The 15,707-nt window shown below is 37.4% G+C and carries 14 protein-coding genes; 1 reads left to right on the plus strand and 13 read right to left on the minus strand.

The features are described from left to right. Positions 1-163: 163 nt before the first annotated feature. Complete coding sequence (gene glpK, locus MHI18_RS03745) at positions 164-1,654, minus strand: glycerol kinase GlpK (protein WP_340846076.1); 1,491 nt, start codon at positions 1,652-1,654, stop codon at positions 164-166. Positions 1,655-1,779: 125 nt separating this feature from the next. After that, positions 1,780-2,619, minus strand: coding sequence for a non-homologous end joining protein Ku (ku, locus tag MHI18_RS03750; protein ID WP_340846077.1), 840 nt, complete (start codon positions 2,617-2,619; stop codon positions 1,780-1,782). A 143-nt stretch (positions 2,620-2,762) separates the two neighbouring features. On the opposite strand from ku, the gene MHI18_RS03755 reads away from it, so the two are divergent. Beyond that, positions 2,763-4,616 carry a DNA ligase D gene (locus MHI18_RS03755; RefSeq protein WP_340847559.1) on the plus strand — a complete coding sequence of 618 codons (1,854 nt, stop codon included), beginning with the start codon at positions 2,763-2,765 and terminating at the stop codon, positions 4,614-4,616. A gap of 106 nt (positions 4,617-4,722) precedes the next feature. Here MHI18_RS03755 and MHI18_RS03760 read toward each other — a convergent pair whose 3' ends face one another. The 11 genes from MHI18_RS03760 to MHI18_RS03810 form a co-directional block, all read right to left on the minus strand. Beyond that, positions 4,723-6,228, minus strand: a complete 1,506-nt coding sequence (locus tag MHI18_RS03760) for a type VII secretion protein EssB/YukC (RefSeq protein WP_340846078.1) — start codon at positions 6,226-6,228, stop codon at positions 4,723-4,725. Positions 6,229-6,258: 30 nt separating this feature from the next. Then, positions 6,259-7,056 carry a zinc ribbon domain-containing protein gene (locus MHI18_RS03765; RefSeq protein WP_340846079.1) on the minus strand — a complete coding sequence of 266 codons (798 nt, stop codon included), beginning with the start codon at positions 7,054-7,056 and terminating at the stop codon, positions 6,259-6,261. A gap of 23 nt (positions 7,057-7,079) precedes the next feature. Next, positions 7,080-8,003 (minus strand): serine/threonine protein kinase, encoded by a 924-nt coding sequence (locus MHI18_RS03770; RefSeq protein ID WP_340846080.1) that lies wholly within the window; start codon positions 8,001-8,003, stop codon positions 7,080-7,082. Beyond that, on the minus strand, positions 8,004-8,942 hold the full coding sequence (locus MHI18_RS03775; protein WP_340846081.1) for a PP2C family protein-serine/threonine phosphatase: 939 nt from the start codon (positions 8,940-8,942) through the stop codon (positions 8,004-8,006). Between the two features lie 6 nt (positions 8,943-8,948). Beyond that, on the minus strand, positions 8,949-10,592 hold the full coding sequence (locus tag MHI18_RS03780; RefSeq protein WP_340846082.1) for a DUF6382 domain-containing protein: 1,644 nt from the start codon (positions 10,590-10,592) through the stop codon (positions 8,949-8,951). 21 nt (positions 10,593-10,613) lie between these two features. Then, positions 10,614-11,138, minus strand: coding sequence for an A24 family peptidase (locus MHI18_RS03785; protein WP_340846083.1), 525 nt, complete (start codon positions 11,136-11,138; stop codon positions 10,614-10,616). 14 nt (positions 11,139-11,152) lie between these two features. Continuing rightward, positions 11,153-11,725, minus strand: coding sequence for a TadE/TadG family type IV pilus assembly protein (locus MHI18_RS03790; protein ID WP_340846084.1), 573 nt, complete (start codon positions 11,723-11,725; stop codon positions 11,153-11,155). A 217-nt stretch (positions 11,726-11,942) separates the two neighbouring features. Then, positions 11,943-12,620: a DUF4352 domain-containing protein gene (locus tag MHI18_RS03795; protein WP_340846085.1), complete on the minus strand. Its 678-nt coding sequence runs from the start codon at positions 12,618-12,620 to the stop codon at positions 11,943-11,945. Positions 12,621-12,645: 25 nt separating this feature from the next. Continuing rightward, positions 12,646-14,811 (minus strand): DUF5702 domain-containing protein, encoded by a 2,166-nt coding sequence (locus MHI18_RS03800; RefSeq protein ID WP_340846086.1) that lies wholly within the window; start codon positions 14,809-14,811, stop codon positions 12,646-12,648. A 36-nt stretch (positions 14,812-14,847) separates the two neighbouring features. Beyond that, on the minus strand, positions 14,848-15,492 hold the full coding sequence (locus MHI18_RS03805) for a TadE/TadG family type IV pilus assembly protein (protein ID WP_340846087.1): 645 nt from the start codon (positions 15,490-15,492) through the stop codon (positions 14,848-14,850). 26 nt (positions 15,493-15,518) lie between these two features. Further along, positions 15,519-15,707 (minus strand): Flp1 family type IVb pilin, encoded by a 189-nt coding sequence (locus MHI18_RS03810; protein WP_340846088.1) that lies wholly within the window; start codon positions 15,705-15,707, stop codon positions 15,519-15,521.

A 15,707-nucleotide genomic window follows, 5' to 3' on the forward strand; every position in this document is an offset into this window, starting at 1 on the left:
ACCGAAAAGGATTGTCTTGAACGATCCTATTATGTTATTATAAATTTACAATATCTAGTTGACTAGCTGCAAATTCAACTAGATATTGATTATATTCATTTTCTCTGCTAATTATGAAACGAAATTTAAAGGGGGAGCATCTGCTCCCCCTTTTTTCTGCTGATTATTTAAATAATTGTGCTGCTTTAACCGCTTTTTTCCAACCGCCGTATAATTCTTCACGATTTTCTTCATCCATGCTTGGTACGAACTCCTTCTCAAGTTTCCATTGTGCAGCAATTTCGGTGGAATCCTTCCAATAGCCTGTTGCCAATCCTGCTAAATAGGCCGCTCCTAGTGCCGTCGTTTCATTGATCGCGGGGCGTTCTACTTCTACAGACAGCATATCGCTTTGGAATTGCATCAAGAAATTATTCTTGACTACTCCACCGTCTACACGCAGCTTTTTCAAATGGATTCCTGAGTCGGCTTCCATCACATCAAGCACATCCCGAGCCTGATAGGCAAGCGATTCAAGCGTTGCTCTGATAAAATGTTCCTTAGTGGTCCCTCTTGTTAGACCAAATACAGAACCTCTGACATCACTGTCCCAATAGGGAGTTCCTAAACCCACAAACGCTGGTACTACATAAACACCATCAGAAGAGGTAACTTTATAGCAATATTCTTCACTATCACTGGTATCTTTCAGCATTCGCATCCCGTCTCTCAGCCATTGTACAGCCGATCCGGCAACAAACACACTTCCCTCCAAAGCATAGGTTACTTTCCCATCTATCCCCCAAGCAATTGTGGTAAGCAGTCCATGTTTTGACTCAACCGCTTTATTGCCGGTATTCATCAGCATGAAGCAGCCTGTTCCATACGTATTTTTCCCCATTCCTGACTCGAAACAAGCTTGTCCAAACAATGCTGCTTGCTGATCACCGGCAGCTCCTGCAAGGGGAATTTGCTGTCCAAAGAAATGCGTTTCATCTGTACAGCCGTAAATCTCAGAAGATGACTTCACTTCAGGAAGCATTGATTTAGGAATATCGAGAATTTTAAGCAATTCCTCATCCCACTGAAGATCATGGATATTAAACATCAATGTCCTTGAAGCATTCGAATAATCAGTCACATGAGCCTTACCAGCAGAAAGTCTCCATATCAACCATGTATCAATGGTTCCAAACAATAACTCACCGTTTTCAGCTTGTTCTCTAGCTCCTTCGACATGATCCAGTATCCATTTCACCTTGGTCCCTGAAAAATATGAATCTAGCCGAAGACCTGTTTTTTTTCTAAATGTTTCTTCATAACCTGCTTCTTTTAGATCTGTACAGATGCTCGCTGTTTGGCGTGATTGCCAAACAATTGCATGATAAATTGGCTTTCCAGTTTTTTTATTCCAAACGACTGTAGTTTCTCTTTGATTCGTAATCCCAATACTATCGATTTGTATTGGTTTTATATCACTATCGGACAAACATGTTGCAATAACAGCTAAAACGGATCCCCAAATTTCGTTAGCGTCATGCTCCACCCAACCCGGCTCAGGAAAATACTGTTTAAATTCTTGTTGTGACACATGAACCATTTCCCCTGCTTTATTGAATAAAATGGCTCTTGTACTTGTCGTACCTTGATCAATCGAAAGTATATATTTCTCCACTTCATTACAACCCCTTACACAATTTCTTCCTGTATGATTGTAGAAGATTTCTTATATTTAAGCAAAGAATATGTTTTTGATATAATAAAAACCGAACGAATTGGCTCGTCCGGTTCCTACCATTATTAGGCTTCTTTTTTTCTGGGGGCAGCTTTTTTACGTGTGCCGGTTTTTTTGGTCTTACCGGCTGGTTTTGTCCGGTCAATTGACGCCTGTAAGGCAGCCATCAAGTCTGTCACATTGGATGCAGCTTGCTTCGGCTGCTTGGCACTGACCACTTTTTCCCCAGTCTTTTTCGATTCAATCAGTTCCATTAATGCTGTCCGGTATTCATCATGATATTTATCTGGTACAAAGTCTGTCGTTAATTGATCAATCAGCATAATCGCCGTATCGAGTTCTTTCTTCACGACATTTTCTCCTGATGGAATATTTGGCACATCTTCCGTTTGCCGTACTTCATCCGGATAATGAATGGTTTCCATCAAAAGTGTTTGATCAAGTACGCGTATCACAGCTAAACTTTCCTTCGAGCGTATCATAATTTTCGCCAATCCAACTTTCCCTGAAGTCTCCAGGGCTTGTCGCAATAACGAATAAGCTTTACTTCCTCCATCATTAGGAGACATATAGTAGCTTCTGTTAAAATAGATTGGATCAATTTCTGTAATCTTAACAAAATCGATAATTTCAACCGCTTTATCTTCATTTTCTTTTTTCAGTTGAGCTAACTCCTCATCTTCAAGCACAACAAACTTTCCTTTCGTATATTCATATGCTCTGACGATATCGTCTTTTCCCACTTCCTTTTTACAAACGGGGCAGACTTTTTCATATTTTATTGGTGAATGACATTCCTTATGCAATGTTCGTAAGGAAATATCTTTATCTTCAGTAGCTGCATGGAGTTTAATTGGAATATTAACTAATCCAAAGCTAATGCTCCCCTTCCAAATTGTATGCATCGTGTCACCCTTTTCATAGATTTATTGGTTACCTCAATTTTCTCCAAATTCAAAGGAAGTTATTCTTTATATCTTGGATTGATTTTTTCATGATGTGGAAACACTATTTAAGAAGATAAAGGGAGGAATCTATATTGAAACCAATGCTGCCCACCTATCGAGAGGATGCTCCCAAGGGGACAGACTGGCTTTTTGAACCGAAATATGATGGATTTCGCGCGATATTAACCCTGTCAAACCATCATATTTCTTTAATAAGCAGAAATGGAAAAGAGTTATTACCACAATTTCCTGAAATTGAAGCGTTTGTCAACTCCATCATTCCTACTATAGAAAAGGAGCTGCCACTCGTATTTGACGGAGAATTAGTCTGGCTGGAAAACCCTTATAAATCTAATTTCATGCACATGCAGTGGCGAGGACGACTGCGGAATGCCGAATTAATTTCAAAGGCTGTGACTCTGTCTCCATGTACCCTGCTTGCCTTTGATTTATTACAGATAAAAGGCAAAAGCATCATGGATTTGCCTTATGTAAAACGAAAAAGCCTTCTCTTCGGTCTTGGTCAAAAACAGAAGCTGCCATTAGTGCCAGAGCCTAAGCATGATGCAAGAATACAACTTGTCCCAAACAACAAAACGTTCGACTTCATAAAAGAGCAGGTACTGCTTCACGATGGAGAGGGAATTGTCGCGAAAAACGCTCAAAGTTCTTGGCAAGAAGGGAAGCGTACTGAAAACTGGTATAAATTAAAAAATTGGCGAACCGTAACTTGTTTCATCACCGCTCTCGATAAAGAAAATGAATATTTGACGTGCGGCGTCTATAAAGATGACGAAATCGTTAAAATTGGACAAGTAAAAAATGGAATCAAACCTACAGAAAAAGAAATCATTCGTACCCTTGTGAAAAACAATGCACATTCAGAAGATGACCGCTATTACTTCATGGACCCTTCTCTTTGTATCTCTGTTCATTTTCTGCATGCCTATGATCAAGACCATCTAAGGGAACCGCAGTTTGACCGCTTCGTCCTCGATCAAGTTCCCCAGAATTGTACATGGGAAGCATTCACAGCGGCTCAATATACCTTTCCAGAAACCGTAACGGTAACCTCCCCAGATAAACCGATTTGGGAATTACCTACACAAATCGTGACCAAAGTGGATTATTTGCAATACCTGCGGATTACTTCAAGTCGGTTTCTCCCGTATCTTCAAAATCGTTCACTTACCTCGATTCGTTATCCGCATGGCGTACTAGGCGGCGAACGTTTTTTCCAAAAAAATGTACCTGAATATGCACCCGATTTTGTGAAGACTGTGCTAGAGTCTGATCATGAAGCCATTCTTTGTAATGATCTTCAGACATTACTCTGGCTCGGAAATCAGCTGGCTATCGAATTTCACACCCCTTTTCAGAAATCAGGAAAGATAATGCCAGAGGAACTCATCCTAGATCTTGATCCGCCAGGACATGATCACTTCCATTTAGCCATCAAAGCCGCTCTCATTATTAAAGGCACATTGGATACATTAAATATTTCAGCCTTTGTTAAAACATCTGGAAATCGAGGACTACAGGTGCATATTCCCTTACCAGCAGACGTTTTTTCATACAATGACACAAGAATGTTCACCGAATTTTTAGGCGACTACATAACAGGAGCTTATCCAGATGATTTCACGACCGAACGAATGATCAAAAAAAGAGGCACTAGGCTCTATCTCGATTTTGTCCAACATCATGAAGGAAAAACACTAATTGCCCCCTATTCACCACGCGGCAATGACTTTGCAGGTGTCGCAACACCTCTTTATTGGGACGAACTCCAAGATGACATCCAAATTACGGACTACACGATTCTTACTGTCCCAGAAAGAATTAGAAAACTCGGCTGTCCTTTTGCCGAAATGGAGAAAGTACGATCCCATCAGCCTTTCGGAGAAGTCCTCGCCTTTTTAAAGCAAAACGGCCTTAGGCCGCCTGAGAATTGAACAAAATAAGACCAGCCTCTGTGAAAAGAGTCTGGTCTTTATTCATCTTCTACTACTGAGGAGGAACTTTTTTATCATCGTTCTCAAAAGCCTACTAAAACGATAGTTAACTCTTAACGTTCTTTATTTTTTTTTGTTCCTTTTCTACTAATTTAGTTTCTTTTTCTTTTTCTTTTTTTGATAAACTTTTATCTGCCTTAATATTTTTTAATTGCTTATCCAAAATTTTTATTTTCAAAGGAACGTCTCTTGTCTTTTTAGCAAAGCTATATGCTTCCTTCGAATTACCCTCTTCAAGTAAGCCGTTCGCCGCCAGAACATTTGCTCTTTCACTATCCTTCAATTCATCACCAGCAAGGGCGGTAACCTGTTGATAGTTCTTCTCCAGCCATGCTTGCTCAAGAAGAATCTCCGGCTCCATGGTTTCAATAGAAAGAAGTGCCTTGTTCGCCTCTTCCGATTTCAGCTTAACGAGTCCTTTTGCTGCCTGGACTTGAAGGGATGAATCTAGTTCAGCAGCTTTCATTAAACTGTCAGGAGTATTGAGAGCTAAATATAGATTCGCTAATACTTTTTTGTCATCATCAGATGGCCTTTTAATCGCTTCAAACGCTTGAATCGCTTCTTCATTTTTTCTCATAGCTGTCAATTGATAAGCAGCTAAATGGTCCTCTTTTTCATCCAATTCGATTTGGAGTTTCTTCTCAATTTTCTTTTTCTCCTCCAAATTTGATGCCGAAGCAACTGAGTTTGGCTTTACTTGAAGAATATAACTACTTAGCAAACCAATAATTAATCCCAGTACTAAGAAACCAGCTCCAGACAGCCAGAGCACCTTCCTAGATTTATTGGTAGAAATTGATAGTGTTTCCTCAGAGGTTAAAGATAAATTAGGTTTCATTGCCGGAATGGATAAATCCGGTCCAGATTTTATAAAATTCATGCTATTTTTCTGTTCATTTGATTTGTGTTTTTCTTTAGTAGATTTTAAATTGGATGAAGATTCAGTACGCTTAGTGTTGATTTCAGAAAAATCTTTAGCTAGAAACACTTCAATATCTTTTAATGATTTAGCTTTTGCCAGCTGATTCAACGCTCTATCATTAAAAGAATTCAAGGGAATACCATTATTCAGCAAATCGAAATAAGGCATACCAGAAAAAATGGATAAAATGATACACTTTATTTGATAAACAAATACCTTACCATCCTCTTGTTCAGGTGGAAGTACCGATCTGATACCTCTATAAATAAATTTTACTTTACCGTCCTGATTACAGTAAATATTCTCAGGATGCATATACGTAGTAAATTGTGTTCCCTCTATTTTCTTTACACTAATTATTCCCTGTGCAAATTTTTGTTTCATGTACATTGAGCTGTCAGCCCATGTTTCCAATGGCTGAAAACCTTCTTCAAGATGGTAATGTAAAACAATCTGATTTGGTTTCAATTCCTGTTTCGTACAGGACAAAAAGAGAGAATCTTGTTTTTCTAATTCCTTTAATTGTTCCAAATCCTGAACATTTGTTTCTTTTAACGGGATTTCCATGACTAGTCCTTCACTACTTTTAAACAGTACACCATGTGGTAGCAACACCTGATTTGCCAAAAGAAACACTCCTTTAGATTTTTACAATACTTAGAAGCTGAACATGAAATAACGGAAAAAAGTGTCTGCCGTCAAACCAATTAAGATAGCGAAAATACCATAGATTGCAACGATTCCATAAAAAGAATCGATTTTAGCTGTAGTCAGGGTTACAAATGAATAGAAAGTAAGAATGATGGCTGCCTGAATAATACACAGGAACAGCAAAGTAATAAAACCAAGAATGAAATCTACTCCAGTAAACGAAAAGAAAAAGAATAGAACTGAAATTGCAAGCGGTACCGTAAGTAATGATCCAAACCTTCCCAATACGCTATGGAAAGACACATTTGACCCAAACATTGCCTTCAAGACGGCAAACACAATACCAGCTGCAGCAAGAAATCCAATGATTCCATAAAAAAGGACTGTAAAGAAGGTTTCAAAGAATGGTGTTCGATAGCCAAAAAAGTCCGTCCAACCACTTGTCCAAAGACTGATCTTAATATATCCTCCAAGTGCTAGCAGTAAAGATATGAATCCAATCGTGATATATCCATAAACAAAGTCTAGAGGTCCACTTTTTTGTGCTCTTGCTAATGGAGCATTTAGGTTTTCCCGAATAAACTGCCAATAACTACTGACCGTCTCTTTAATCTTTCCACTAGGTGGTTTGCCCCCTATTGATTCTCGTTTGGATTCAACATGACCTAGGTCAAGATCTGCTGAAGTTTCCCCTGCATTAGGCTGCTTTTTCACTTCAGATACCGTATCAAAAGCAGGCAGTCCACATTTAATACAATATTTCTCACTTGCCTTCATTTCATGTCCACAATTTGCGCACTTCATATCCTTCAACACCCTTTTCTTTTTTAACGATTTATTTGATCACTAATAATATATAAAACAACTCCCAAAAAGAAAGAAATTGCAACAATATATTTCACTGCCATCCATTCTGTTCCGACAAATATAGTGGTTGCTCTTTTAATTTCTTCCTTCGCCTTGATAAGCAGCTCCCTAGTTTTGTCTGCAGATTGCACCCTGTCGTCCGGATTTGTTTTGACTAACAACTTGATGCATTGCTTTAAACTCTTCGTCAAACCTTTTCGCAGCTCCCCAACTGGTTTTTGTGAAATATACACATATCTACCGCCAGTCAATAGATAATACATGAGTGCCCCTAAAGAAAAAAGATCTGTTCGAGCGTCGGATTGTCTTTTTTCAAATTGTTCAGGTGCAGCAAATCCAACAGTTCCAATTTGAACTGTATCCTTAAGCTGATTATGTACGTATTTCCGTGCGATTCCAAAATCAATTAACTTAATCGCCCCTTCATTGGTAATCATTATATTAGCTGGTTTTAAATCTCGATAGATAATAGGATTCGGCTTTCTCGTGTGCAGATAGTGGAGAACCTCACTTATGGTTATACCTATTTGTATAACTTCCTCTTGATTCATTATGCTTTCTTGCTGTTCAAAACATTCCTGAAGCGGTTGCCCATTAATATATTCCTGAACGAGATAGAAATAACGATTATCTTCAGAAGAGAAAAAGTCCACAATTTGAGGAAGGGCAGGATGATCTAATTCACTTAAAATTTTTGCTTCTGAAAATAACCTTCTCGAGATCTTTCTAGTCATATCAGCCACTTTTATTGCTACTAAGGTCTGCTTGTCTATTTCAACAGCTAGGTAGACAATAGACATGCCCCCAGCTCCTATTTCCTTCACAATCTGATATTGATTTTTTAGTATTTCACCCTTCTTTAGATGGATATCATGTTTACTCATTTAGTTAACCCCGCGATTTAATTTTAAAAAGGAAAAAAATGATGATTTTTTCTCGCTAATCTCATCCTTTTCAAAAATGTTGCGCAGCAACAAGACTGTAATATTGTCACGTGTTCCTGAATAGTTCGCTAACTTAACAAGATAATCCGCCATAGTCTGTAAGTCTGTATATTCTTTTTCTAGACCACAAAGGGTCTCCGTTATTTCCTCATTTGAAAACATAGAATAAAAACCATCGCTGCAGAGCAAAAATAAATCACTAGACTGATAACTTCCCATTTGTTCCCATGACATTACATCTTTTTTAATCCCCAAACATTGAGTTAATACATTCCTTTTTTTATGGTTTCTTGCTTCCTCTTTTGTGAGTCGGCCTTTTTTAACTTCCTGTCCTACCCAAGAGTGGTCGTCTGTTAGTTGTATAATCTCGCCTTCTATATCCAGCGCCTCAGTATTCTGTAGGCGCAATACTTCTTCTACCTGTGATTTTTGTTTAGAACGAAAATAATTTTGAAAACCTACACCTCCTGCTTTTATCTGATATATACGACTATCACCAACATGAGAAACTGCATAATTTCCTTTATATAGAACTAAGATTGATAGAGTTGTACCCGATTTCCCCTCAAATTGAAGTAAATTTTTATTGATTTTCTGCAGTAAAATCTTCATTTCTTTCATTATATTTTTCAGTGGATGATTTTTTTTCAAAACTCTTTGAAGATGATTTCCCCACCATTCTTCAAGCATGCTTACGGCTTTTTGACTAGCCGCATCTCCACGATCATAACCACCCATTCCATCTGCAATAGCGACCATCGTAAATTCTGTCGTACCATTTTCCTCGAATTGTTTTATAAAATAAAAATCTTCATTCCTTTTTTTTACCGGACCAGTATGAGTAGACAAGCCAATCTGCCAGTATTGATTTGGAATCATTCAGCTCTACTCCCATTTAAAGTGATAATCAATCTTACCCAGGGATATTACATCCCCACTATTTAATGCATAAATTTTATAGGGAACTATATTTTCACCATTTAATTTAGAACCATTTTTGGATCCCAAATCCTTTAATCCATAGCTATCCTCAATCCTAATTAGTTCTATATGCATTCTTGAGACTCCAACTGTGTCCTCCATATAATTAACTGAATCAGTGCTGCGGCCAATGGTAAAATGATCTTCATTAATGATAATCTCTTCTAGATCTCCATTTCTCTCAACCTCTAATACTGGGCGACTGTAAGTAACCTTTTCCTCATCACTAGAATTCTCCTCTTCTAATAGCACTGTATCATCGCTCTCAAATTGCAAATTAGTATCAACAAATCTACGTTTAGTTGTACTAAAAGGTATAGGTGCAGGTACTTCCATTCTAGTATCACTTACAGACAATGAGCTCACTGAATTTTGAATTTCAAAGACAGGCTGAATGTTTGATTCAGTCTCTGTGGGTTCGGGTGGAGCGAATACATTGCTAGTGTATGTCCGGTCCCCTGAGACTGCCTGCATATTATATGGATAAGATGGCATTGACTCTTTATTCATAGTTGAGATAGGTTTTTCTTGTACTTCTCTTTCCTGTACAGCCTTTTGCTTAATTTCGTTTACACCTTCTGTCTGCTTACGCGGTCTTTTAAAAAGAAAGAAAATTGTACTCACTGTGATTACTGCCGTTAAGCTGGCAGAAACATATAACATTACCTGACTAGGAATGATTTCATAAACCTTCCATACAATCACTAAAAGTAAAATAGCAAAGATTGAAATATAGAATTTAGGATTCTTCTGTTCACTCTGTGGCTGCTCTTTTTCCTTCTTTTTCGTTTTCTTATTTTGCTTAGGCTGAATCTTATCGGTTTCCATTATTTGTAATTGCCCTTGTTGTTGAGCATGTATGGGCTGAGACTGCTCCAGCACAGTCCGATGTTCTGCTTGTCCATGAGTATGAAGGTCTGGTTGAGAATATCCCTGTTGAGGAGCCATATATGGGGCAGGTCGAAGCTGCTGTAGATTCATTAAAAGCTCTTTTAATCCATTAACGCTAAATGAAGGATCTTTTACATAACTAACCAGATGTTTCTTTTCACTGCCTTGGAAACCCTCAATTTGTTGAGAGACCGCAAGCAAGAGTTCCTTAATTTCATCAAGTGTCGTTTTTTCTTTTTCAAAAAATTTCACTGGTACATAAGTTAAATAAAGCTGCTGTGGTTCTTTACCTATATAAATAAACGATTCTTTTAAAATATATTGATGTTCATCCAACATATACAATTTACTCTTTTCTAATGTAGTCAAAATGTTAATAAAAAGCTGATAAAACTCATATGAAGTAAACGTATGCACTTTAAGATAAGCATCTAATGTCCGTTTCGATGTAATATCATAATATAATTTTATATTGAAATCCATTTCTTCTATAGATAGTTGAAGGAGGTTTGGAATCTGATTTGACTGCATCATCCTCACTTGGAGAGGGATCAACGCCTCATCCGTTAGCTGTTCTCCATTTTTTTCATTAAACATTAAATAATGTCCGTTCTTTTGCTGGAAATCATAACCTAAATCATAGACTATTGACTTCATCGTTATTCCCCCTTTGTTCATTTAATACAGAGTATAATAGTAGTAAGTTGTTATTACTGCCGGAATTACTGCATACATAAACGGAAAACGTGTACCTTTTTCAGCTTTAAAATTTTCAAGGTCGGTAAAATCCCTAGAAAGGTACGAGCCTATCAATGCAAAAAGGGCTGCTGTCATTTTCCTTAAAAAAGTTCTAGTGAACAATAAAATAAAAATTCCGATAATACCTCCGAAAATTATGGAATACATCATTAGATAAAGGACCAACTCAACACCAACAATCGCACCAATTGCAGCAAACAGCTTGACATCACCTGCTCCCATCGCACGAAATAAATAAAGGATGAGGAAAATTAAACCGGCAGCCAGTAAGCCAAGCATAGAAAAAACAAGTCCAGATACTCCACTTACAATCATATGAAACATCAGCCCAAACACCATCCCAGAAAGAGTGAACCAATTGGGAAGCCGGCTGTGTCGAACATCAAGGTATAAAGCAATAAGTAAATAGCCAAATAAACAATAATCAGAAATTTGCAGCTGCAACTATGTTCACCTCCTTATGCTCCTGCCCAGAGACGCTCATAGGCTCTTTTTTGCAAAACAATTTTTTTATTGATAAATGGGGCCACAATTTTCATTTCATAGGTAACTACAATTCCGATATACGCATCCCCGCCGCCAAAACTGTTTGGCAGCTCCACTTTTTCTATTTTTAGTTTTCCTTTGCCAGCTAATCCATCATGGTGAGAGGCATCAAATTTATTCTGTGCAGGCTTCTCCAGCACAGATCCAGCGAGTGAGCCGAGAATATTGGTAATATCTATGTTGAATTCACTTAAAACCAAGTTCCCAATTTTCTTTGCTTGCTCCAGATTCAAAACATCACCTGTGTAATTCTTAATTTTCGAATCAATAAATGCCTCACCTGAATCTTTCATCAAGACTGCAGGGTAGACATGGGTAGCAATCACTTCTGCAGTTTCACTAGCTGCCTTCTTTAAAGCCATATCGACGATAGAGATTCGAATGATGGTTGCCATGAACACGATAAATAGTAGAAAAAAAGGCATCACCATTGCAGCTTCTAGTGTTAAACTCCCATCCTCGCATCTTCGAAATCTTTTTAACACTAAGCTTACCTCCTCCCTTTTTGTTAGCTCCATAATAAATTCAGTTTCAAAACTCTGCTTAACGAAACGGATAAAGTTTATAGGCAAGATGAAATTAAATAGTGTGTTGGCAGGCGATTTATTACTTGCCCAGCTATTTTGGGCGATTATTTCACTTCACTATTCTGAGTGACCTAGTTTACACAAGCGGAATAATGTAGAAACTTAAATTGGAGAGTTATTCTGTTTCAGTCTTTTCAAAAGTCCAAATTGCATTATTGTAAATAACACCTGCTCCAAATAACCCTCTATCTACCAATAAATAATAAGGTTCAACTTCTTCACCATCAAAAACCGCTTGCCCACTTGCAGACTCTCCCGGTTTTAGAGTCCCTGTAAGTTCATCTATACTATCAAAAAATGCTGAATCATTAGGCATTCCTTGTCCTTTCAAATCACTAGTTAACTCCAAACTGTTGATAGGATCTAGAGCATTTATATTTGTATCACCTACATTTTTCACTGTCATTTCAACAATAAAGAAGTATTTTTGCAAAGGTTTTTCACCATCAATTTCATTAGCTTTTTTTATTGAATTGACAGTAACTTCAAATTTACCCAACGTATTTTGAATAGTTGCAGTATCACCAATTTTAAGATTTTTTTGATCTTTAGGGGTTCCAGCATTTTTCTTACTAACTTTCTCTGTTTCTTTATCCGTTTCTCCCCCTGACTTTTGATCACTATTCTTCTCTTCTGATGAGGGATCTTCCTTTTCAGAAACTTCCCCATTATCTTTCTCATCATTCGACTTTGAAGGAGTTTCTAGTTTGTCGTTTTCTGTACTTGAAGAACAAGCCCCTAATACCCCTAAACTCATTAATATTAGCCCTATTATAGTAAATAATCTCTTCATAGATCGTAAGCCTCCATCATCAGTTTTAATAAGAATAATTTACTTTTTCGTTAATATAATAACGGTTGTTTACCACCGTTCCTTTTAGTACAGCAGTTTTTCCTAATAATCCAGTTACGCTTGGTAAAAACCATAACTTTACAGAAGCAGTTACTTCCCCTGAGATATATGTAGGAAGTTTTGTTAAGTCAGATTTCGTACTGTGTTCAATTACCGCCATTGTACGGGGTATCTTGCTTCCTTCATCATGCATGAACAAAAATAATCGAAGGTAATCTCTATAACTAGTCTGAAATCTTAATTTCCCAAAAAACCTTATTGGTTTTCCCAGTTGAATTGTCCTCATATCCTCAGCAGTTTTTATAATAGCAGTTGATAATGCAAATGCCCATGCATACGGACCAGCTAGGGTTCCAGGTTTAGAAAATGCATCCAAGAGATTAATAGCAAACCGAAACGCAAATAGTTCTGTCATGGCCGCCGCATAATTGGCTCCTGATGAATGTAAGCCATACGTAATATACTCAACTTGATTATTCTCGAGTAATCCCGCTTCTGCTCCGCTTTTTGAAAAATCATGGCTTTTAAAATGATTTAGAATATATTCGTTAATGTACGCTTTATCACGAGAATTGATTAAGATATCACCAATAGACTTAAAAATCATGTCAACAATACTCATTGCATCCTTAGCAAAATCATCTGGATTTTCTTTATTGAATTCACTTTTACTTGCTTCGATTGCTCCTTTATATTTGCTTAATAAAGCTTTGAGCTCATCATAGGCTGTCTGATCGCCCATTACTGCCTTTGCTTCATTTATCACTTTGTCCAAATCATCGATAGCCTTGTCCAGCTCATCTTCTGCTTTTTCTTCTTCTTCTTTGGTCGCTTCATCTCTATTAGTTTCTACTCCCTCAATCATGGCTAACGCCTCATCAACAAACCCTTTTGTCTTCGTCTGTCTGCTGCTCAAATTTTGCGATTGTGTTGTCAATAAACTCCTTGATGCGTCCTTTAGTCTTGAACTACTCGTAAAAGACTCAAAGTTTTTTATGTATGGTACTAACCCATTATCACCCTCTGCAGCAGTAATAGCCTGATTAATTTTCTCTTTCAAATCAATAAAAAATGATTCCTCCATGACAAAGTCAGTAATTTTTTCTCTCATATTAGCTAAATCACCAGACCCAGGAGCACCTGAAACTGGATTCGCCGCTCCACGTGACGCTTCGATTGCATTGGCATAATCCTGTTCAGCTTGATCACGATTTTCTGCTATTTTATCAATAATTTTCGTATTAAAACCCTCAGCCTCTTCCAGAAGTTTCAGTGCATCCTTTAAATCATCTCTTACTGCTTCGGCCTTCATATTCATTTTTTCTGTAAGAGCTGCGACATTTTTCTCGAAATCTTTCGCTTTTTTTTGCTTGTCAGCGTTCTCTTCTTCCTCTTCTCCTTCCTCATCTCCTTCAAGTGGGACAACAATATCAAGATATTCATCAATTTGAGCAACAATGTCCTTGACATTATTTACTTTGGGAAAGGAAGAGTTTGCATCGCCTTTGATGAGGGTTTCTAAATCATTTGCATTTCCAGCTGCAGCCTTGAGCTTATTTTTCACCTCTTCTAATTTTTCGTCCCGCTTTTTCGCATTTTTGCTGATATCGGCTATGATATCTGTAAGAGCAGAAACTTCCTTAACAGCATCAGAAACGGAGAGAAATCCTTCTATAAGTGACTTTCCGATTTCCATAGGGGCCTTGTATTTCATATCTTCAAGGATCTGATACTCAATCGTGTTTTTATTTGAAAGCATTTTACCATCGTCTACAGTAGTCGTAACTTGCCCATCGACTGGTGCTGTATCAACAAAACGAAAATAATCTCCTTCTTCTTGCTTCAGGTTTTCCTCAAACACCTTTTGAAAAATATCATTGGCCCCTTCTTGGCCGCCTTCAAAACCAAATAATCCATAAGATTTAACATCCTGATTGTAGGAAGACATAGTAGATCGTATCGCTGCTTTCGCCGCCTGGTCTGCATCTCGTTCAGCTGCCATTATTCGAATAAAATCAATTAATACAGCATTAAAAACAAAAAGGAGAAGGGTAATAATGATTGCATAGATAGTGACTGCTCCATTTTCATCGATAACAAATTTATGAAAGCCTCTTTTTACCCATTTCATTCTTTCCTTCTCCTTTTCTAAATATATTGCTTTAAACTATTTTTTTTTACTTTTAAATTGTGTAATGTACCCTTTGTATTCGAGTGTTTCTTTAGATAAATAAATAACAAAATCAGTATTTCTAATAAATTCCACTGGCTCTGTTACAGCCCGGCTAGCTTGTGCCTGCATGATATTCATCCCAAATAATTTCTCAACGGTTGGTGGAAGATACAAAGGCTGCTTCAGGGAGACAACAATACTATTCAATCCTTTATTACTTATTAACCCATTTGAATAGCGAACCTCCCCAGTAACCCCCCCCGGTATGTTAGTAACCAACTCAGAATGAAGTTTTTTACCGATCAAAGGATCCTCTCCTCCAAAGTCTAATTCGAACTTGGATAGAATACTGTTACTCGTCAAGCGCCAATATAACCCATCTCCATTATCAGTAGTATATTGACTAAATGCTCCCGTCTTAACATCCTTAGAACTATTACTCCAGACAAATGCTACATTATCCGCAATTCGATTTGCTTCAAATTGAAGAATGGATTTATAGTAGATGACTAGACTAAAGAAGATAAGACTCATCGTGATGATCAGAATCATTGGGAAAATCATCGAAGCTTCTATGGTGAAATTACCAGAATCACTTTTAATGAATGTTTTAACTGTTCTTTTCTGATATCTTTCCACGTTTACCACTTTCCATCTTCGTATTATTATTCGCCTTGGAATTGTGTAACTTTTCCATCACCAAAATTTAATAGACTAGTAACCCAACTCGTGATTTTTTCTCTAAATGCTAAAGCAATTACGACAATAACAGCAATAATTAACATCATTTCAAGTGTTTGTAAACCTTCTTCGTCATTCCAAAATTTTGATAACCAACTAGAAAATTGTTTCAT

Origin of the sequence: Peribacillus sp. FSL H8-0477 (genome assembly GCF_038002765.1) — a bacterium.
GTDB lineage: Bacteria > Bacillota > Bacilli > Bacillales > DSM-1321 > Peribacillus.

Excerpts from the sequence above, each read along its gene's own strand:
- ku (WP_340846077.1), bottom strand. The coding sequence starts at position 2,619 with ATGCATACAATTTGGAAGGGGAGCATTAGCTTTGGATTAGTTAATATT.
- MHI18_RS03755 (WP_340847559.1), top strand. The coding sequence starts at position 2,763 with ATGCTGCCCACCTATCGAGAGGATGCTCCCAAGGGGACAGACTGGCTT.
- MHI18_RS03765 (WP_340846079.1), bottom strand. The coding sequence starts at position 7,056 with ATGAAGTGCGCAAATTGTGGACATGAAATGAAGGCAAGTGAGAAATAT.
- MHI18_RS03770 (WP_340846080.1), bottom strand. The coding sequence starts at position 8,003 with ATGAGTAAACATGATATCCATCTAAAGAAGGGTGAAATACTAAAAAAT.
- MHI18_RS03775 (WP_340846081.1), bottom strand. The coding sequence starts at position 8,942 with ATGATTCCAAATCAATACTGGCAGATTGGCTTGTCTACTCATACTGGT.
- MHI18_RS03780 (WP_340846082.1), bottom strand. The coding sequence starts at position 10,592 with ATGAAGTCAATAGTCTATGATTTAGGTTATGATTTCCAGCAAAAGAAC.
- MHI18_RS03795 (WP_340846085.1), bottom strand. The coding sequence starts at position 12,620 with ATGAAGAGATTATTTACTATAATAGGGCTAATATTAATGAGTTTAGGG.
- MHI18_RS03800 (WP_340846086.1), bottom strand. The coding sequence starts at position 14,811 with ATGAAATGGGTAAAAAGAGGCTTTCATAAATTTGTTATCGATGAAAAT.
- MHI18_RS03810 (WP_340846088.1), bottom strand. The coding sequence starts at position 15,707 with ATGAAACAATTTTCTAGTTGGTTATCAAAATTTTGGAATGACGAAGAA.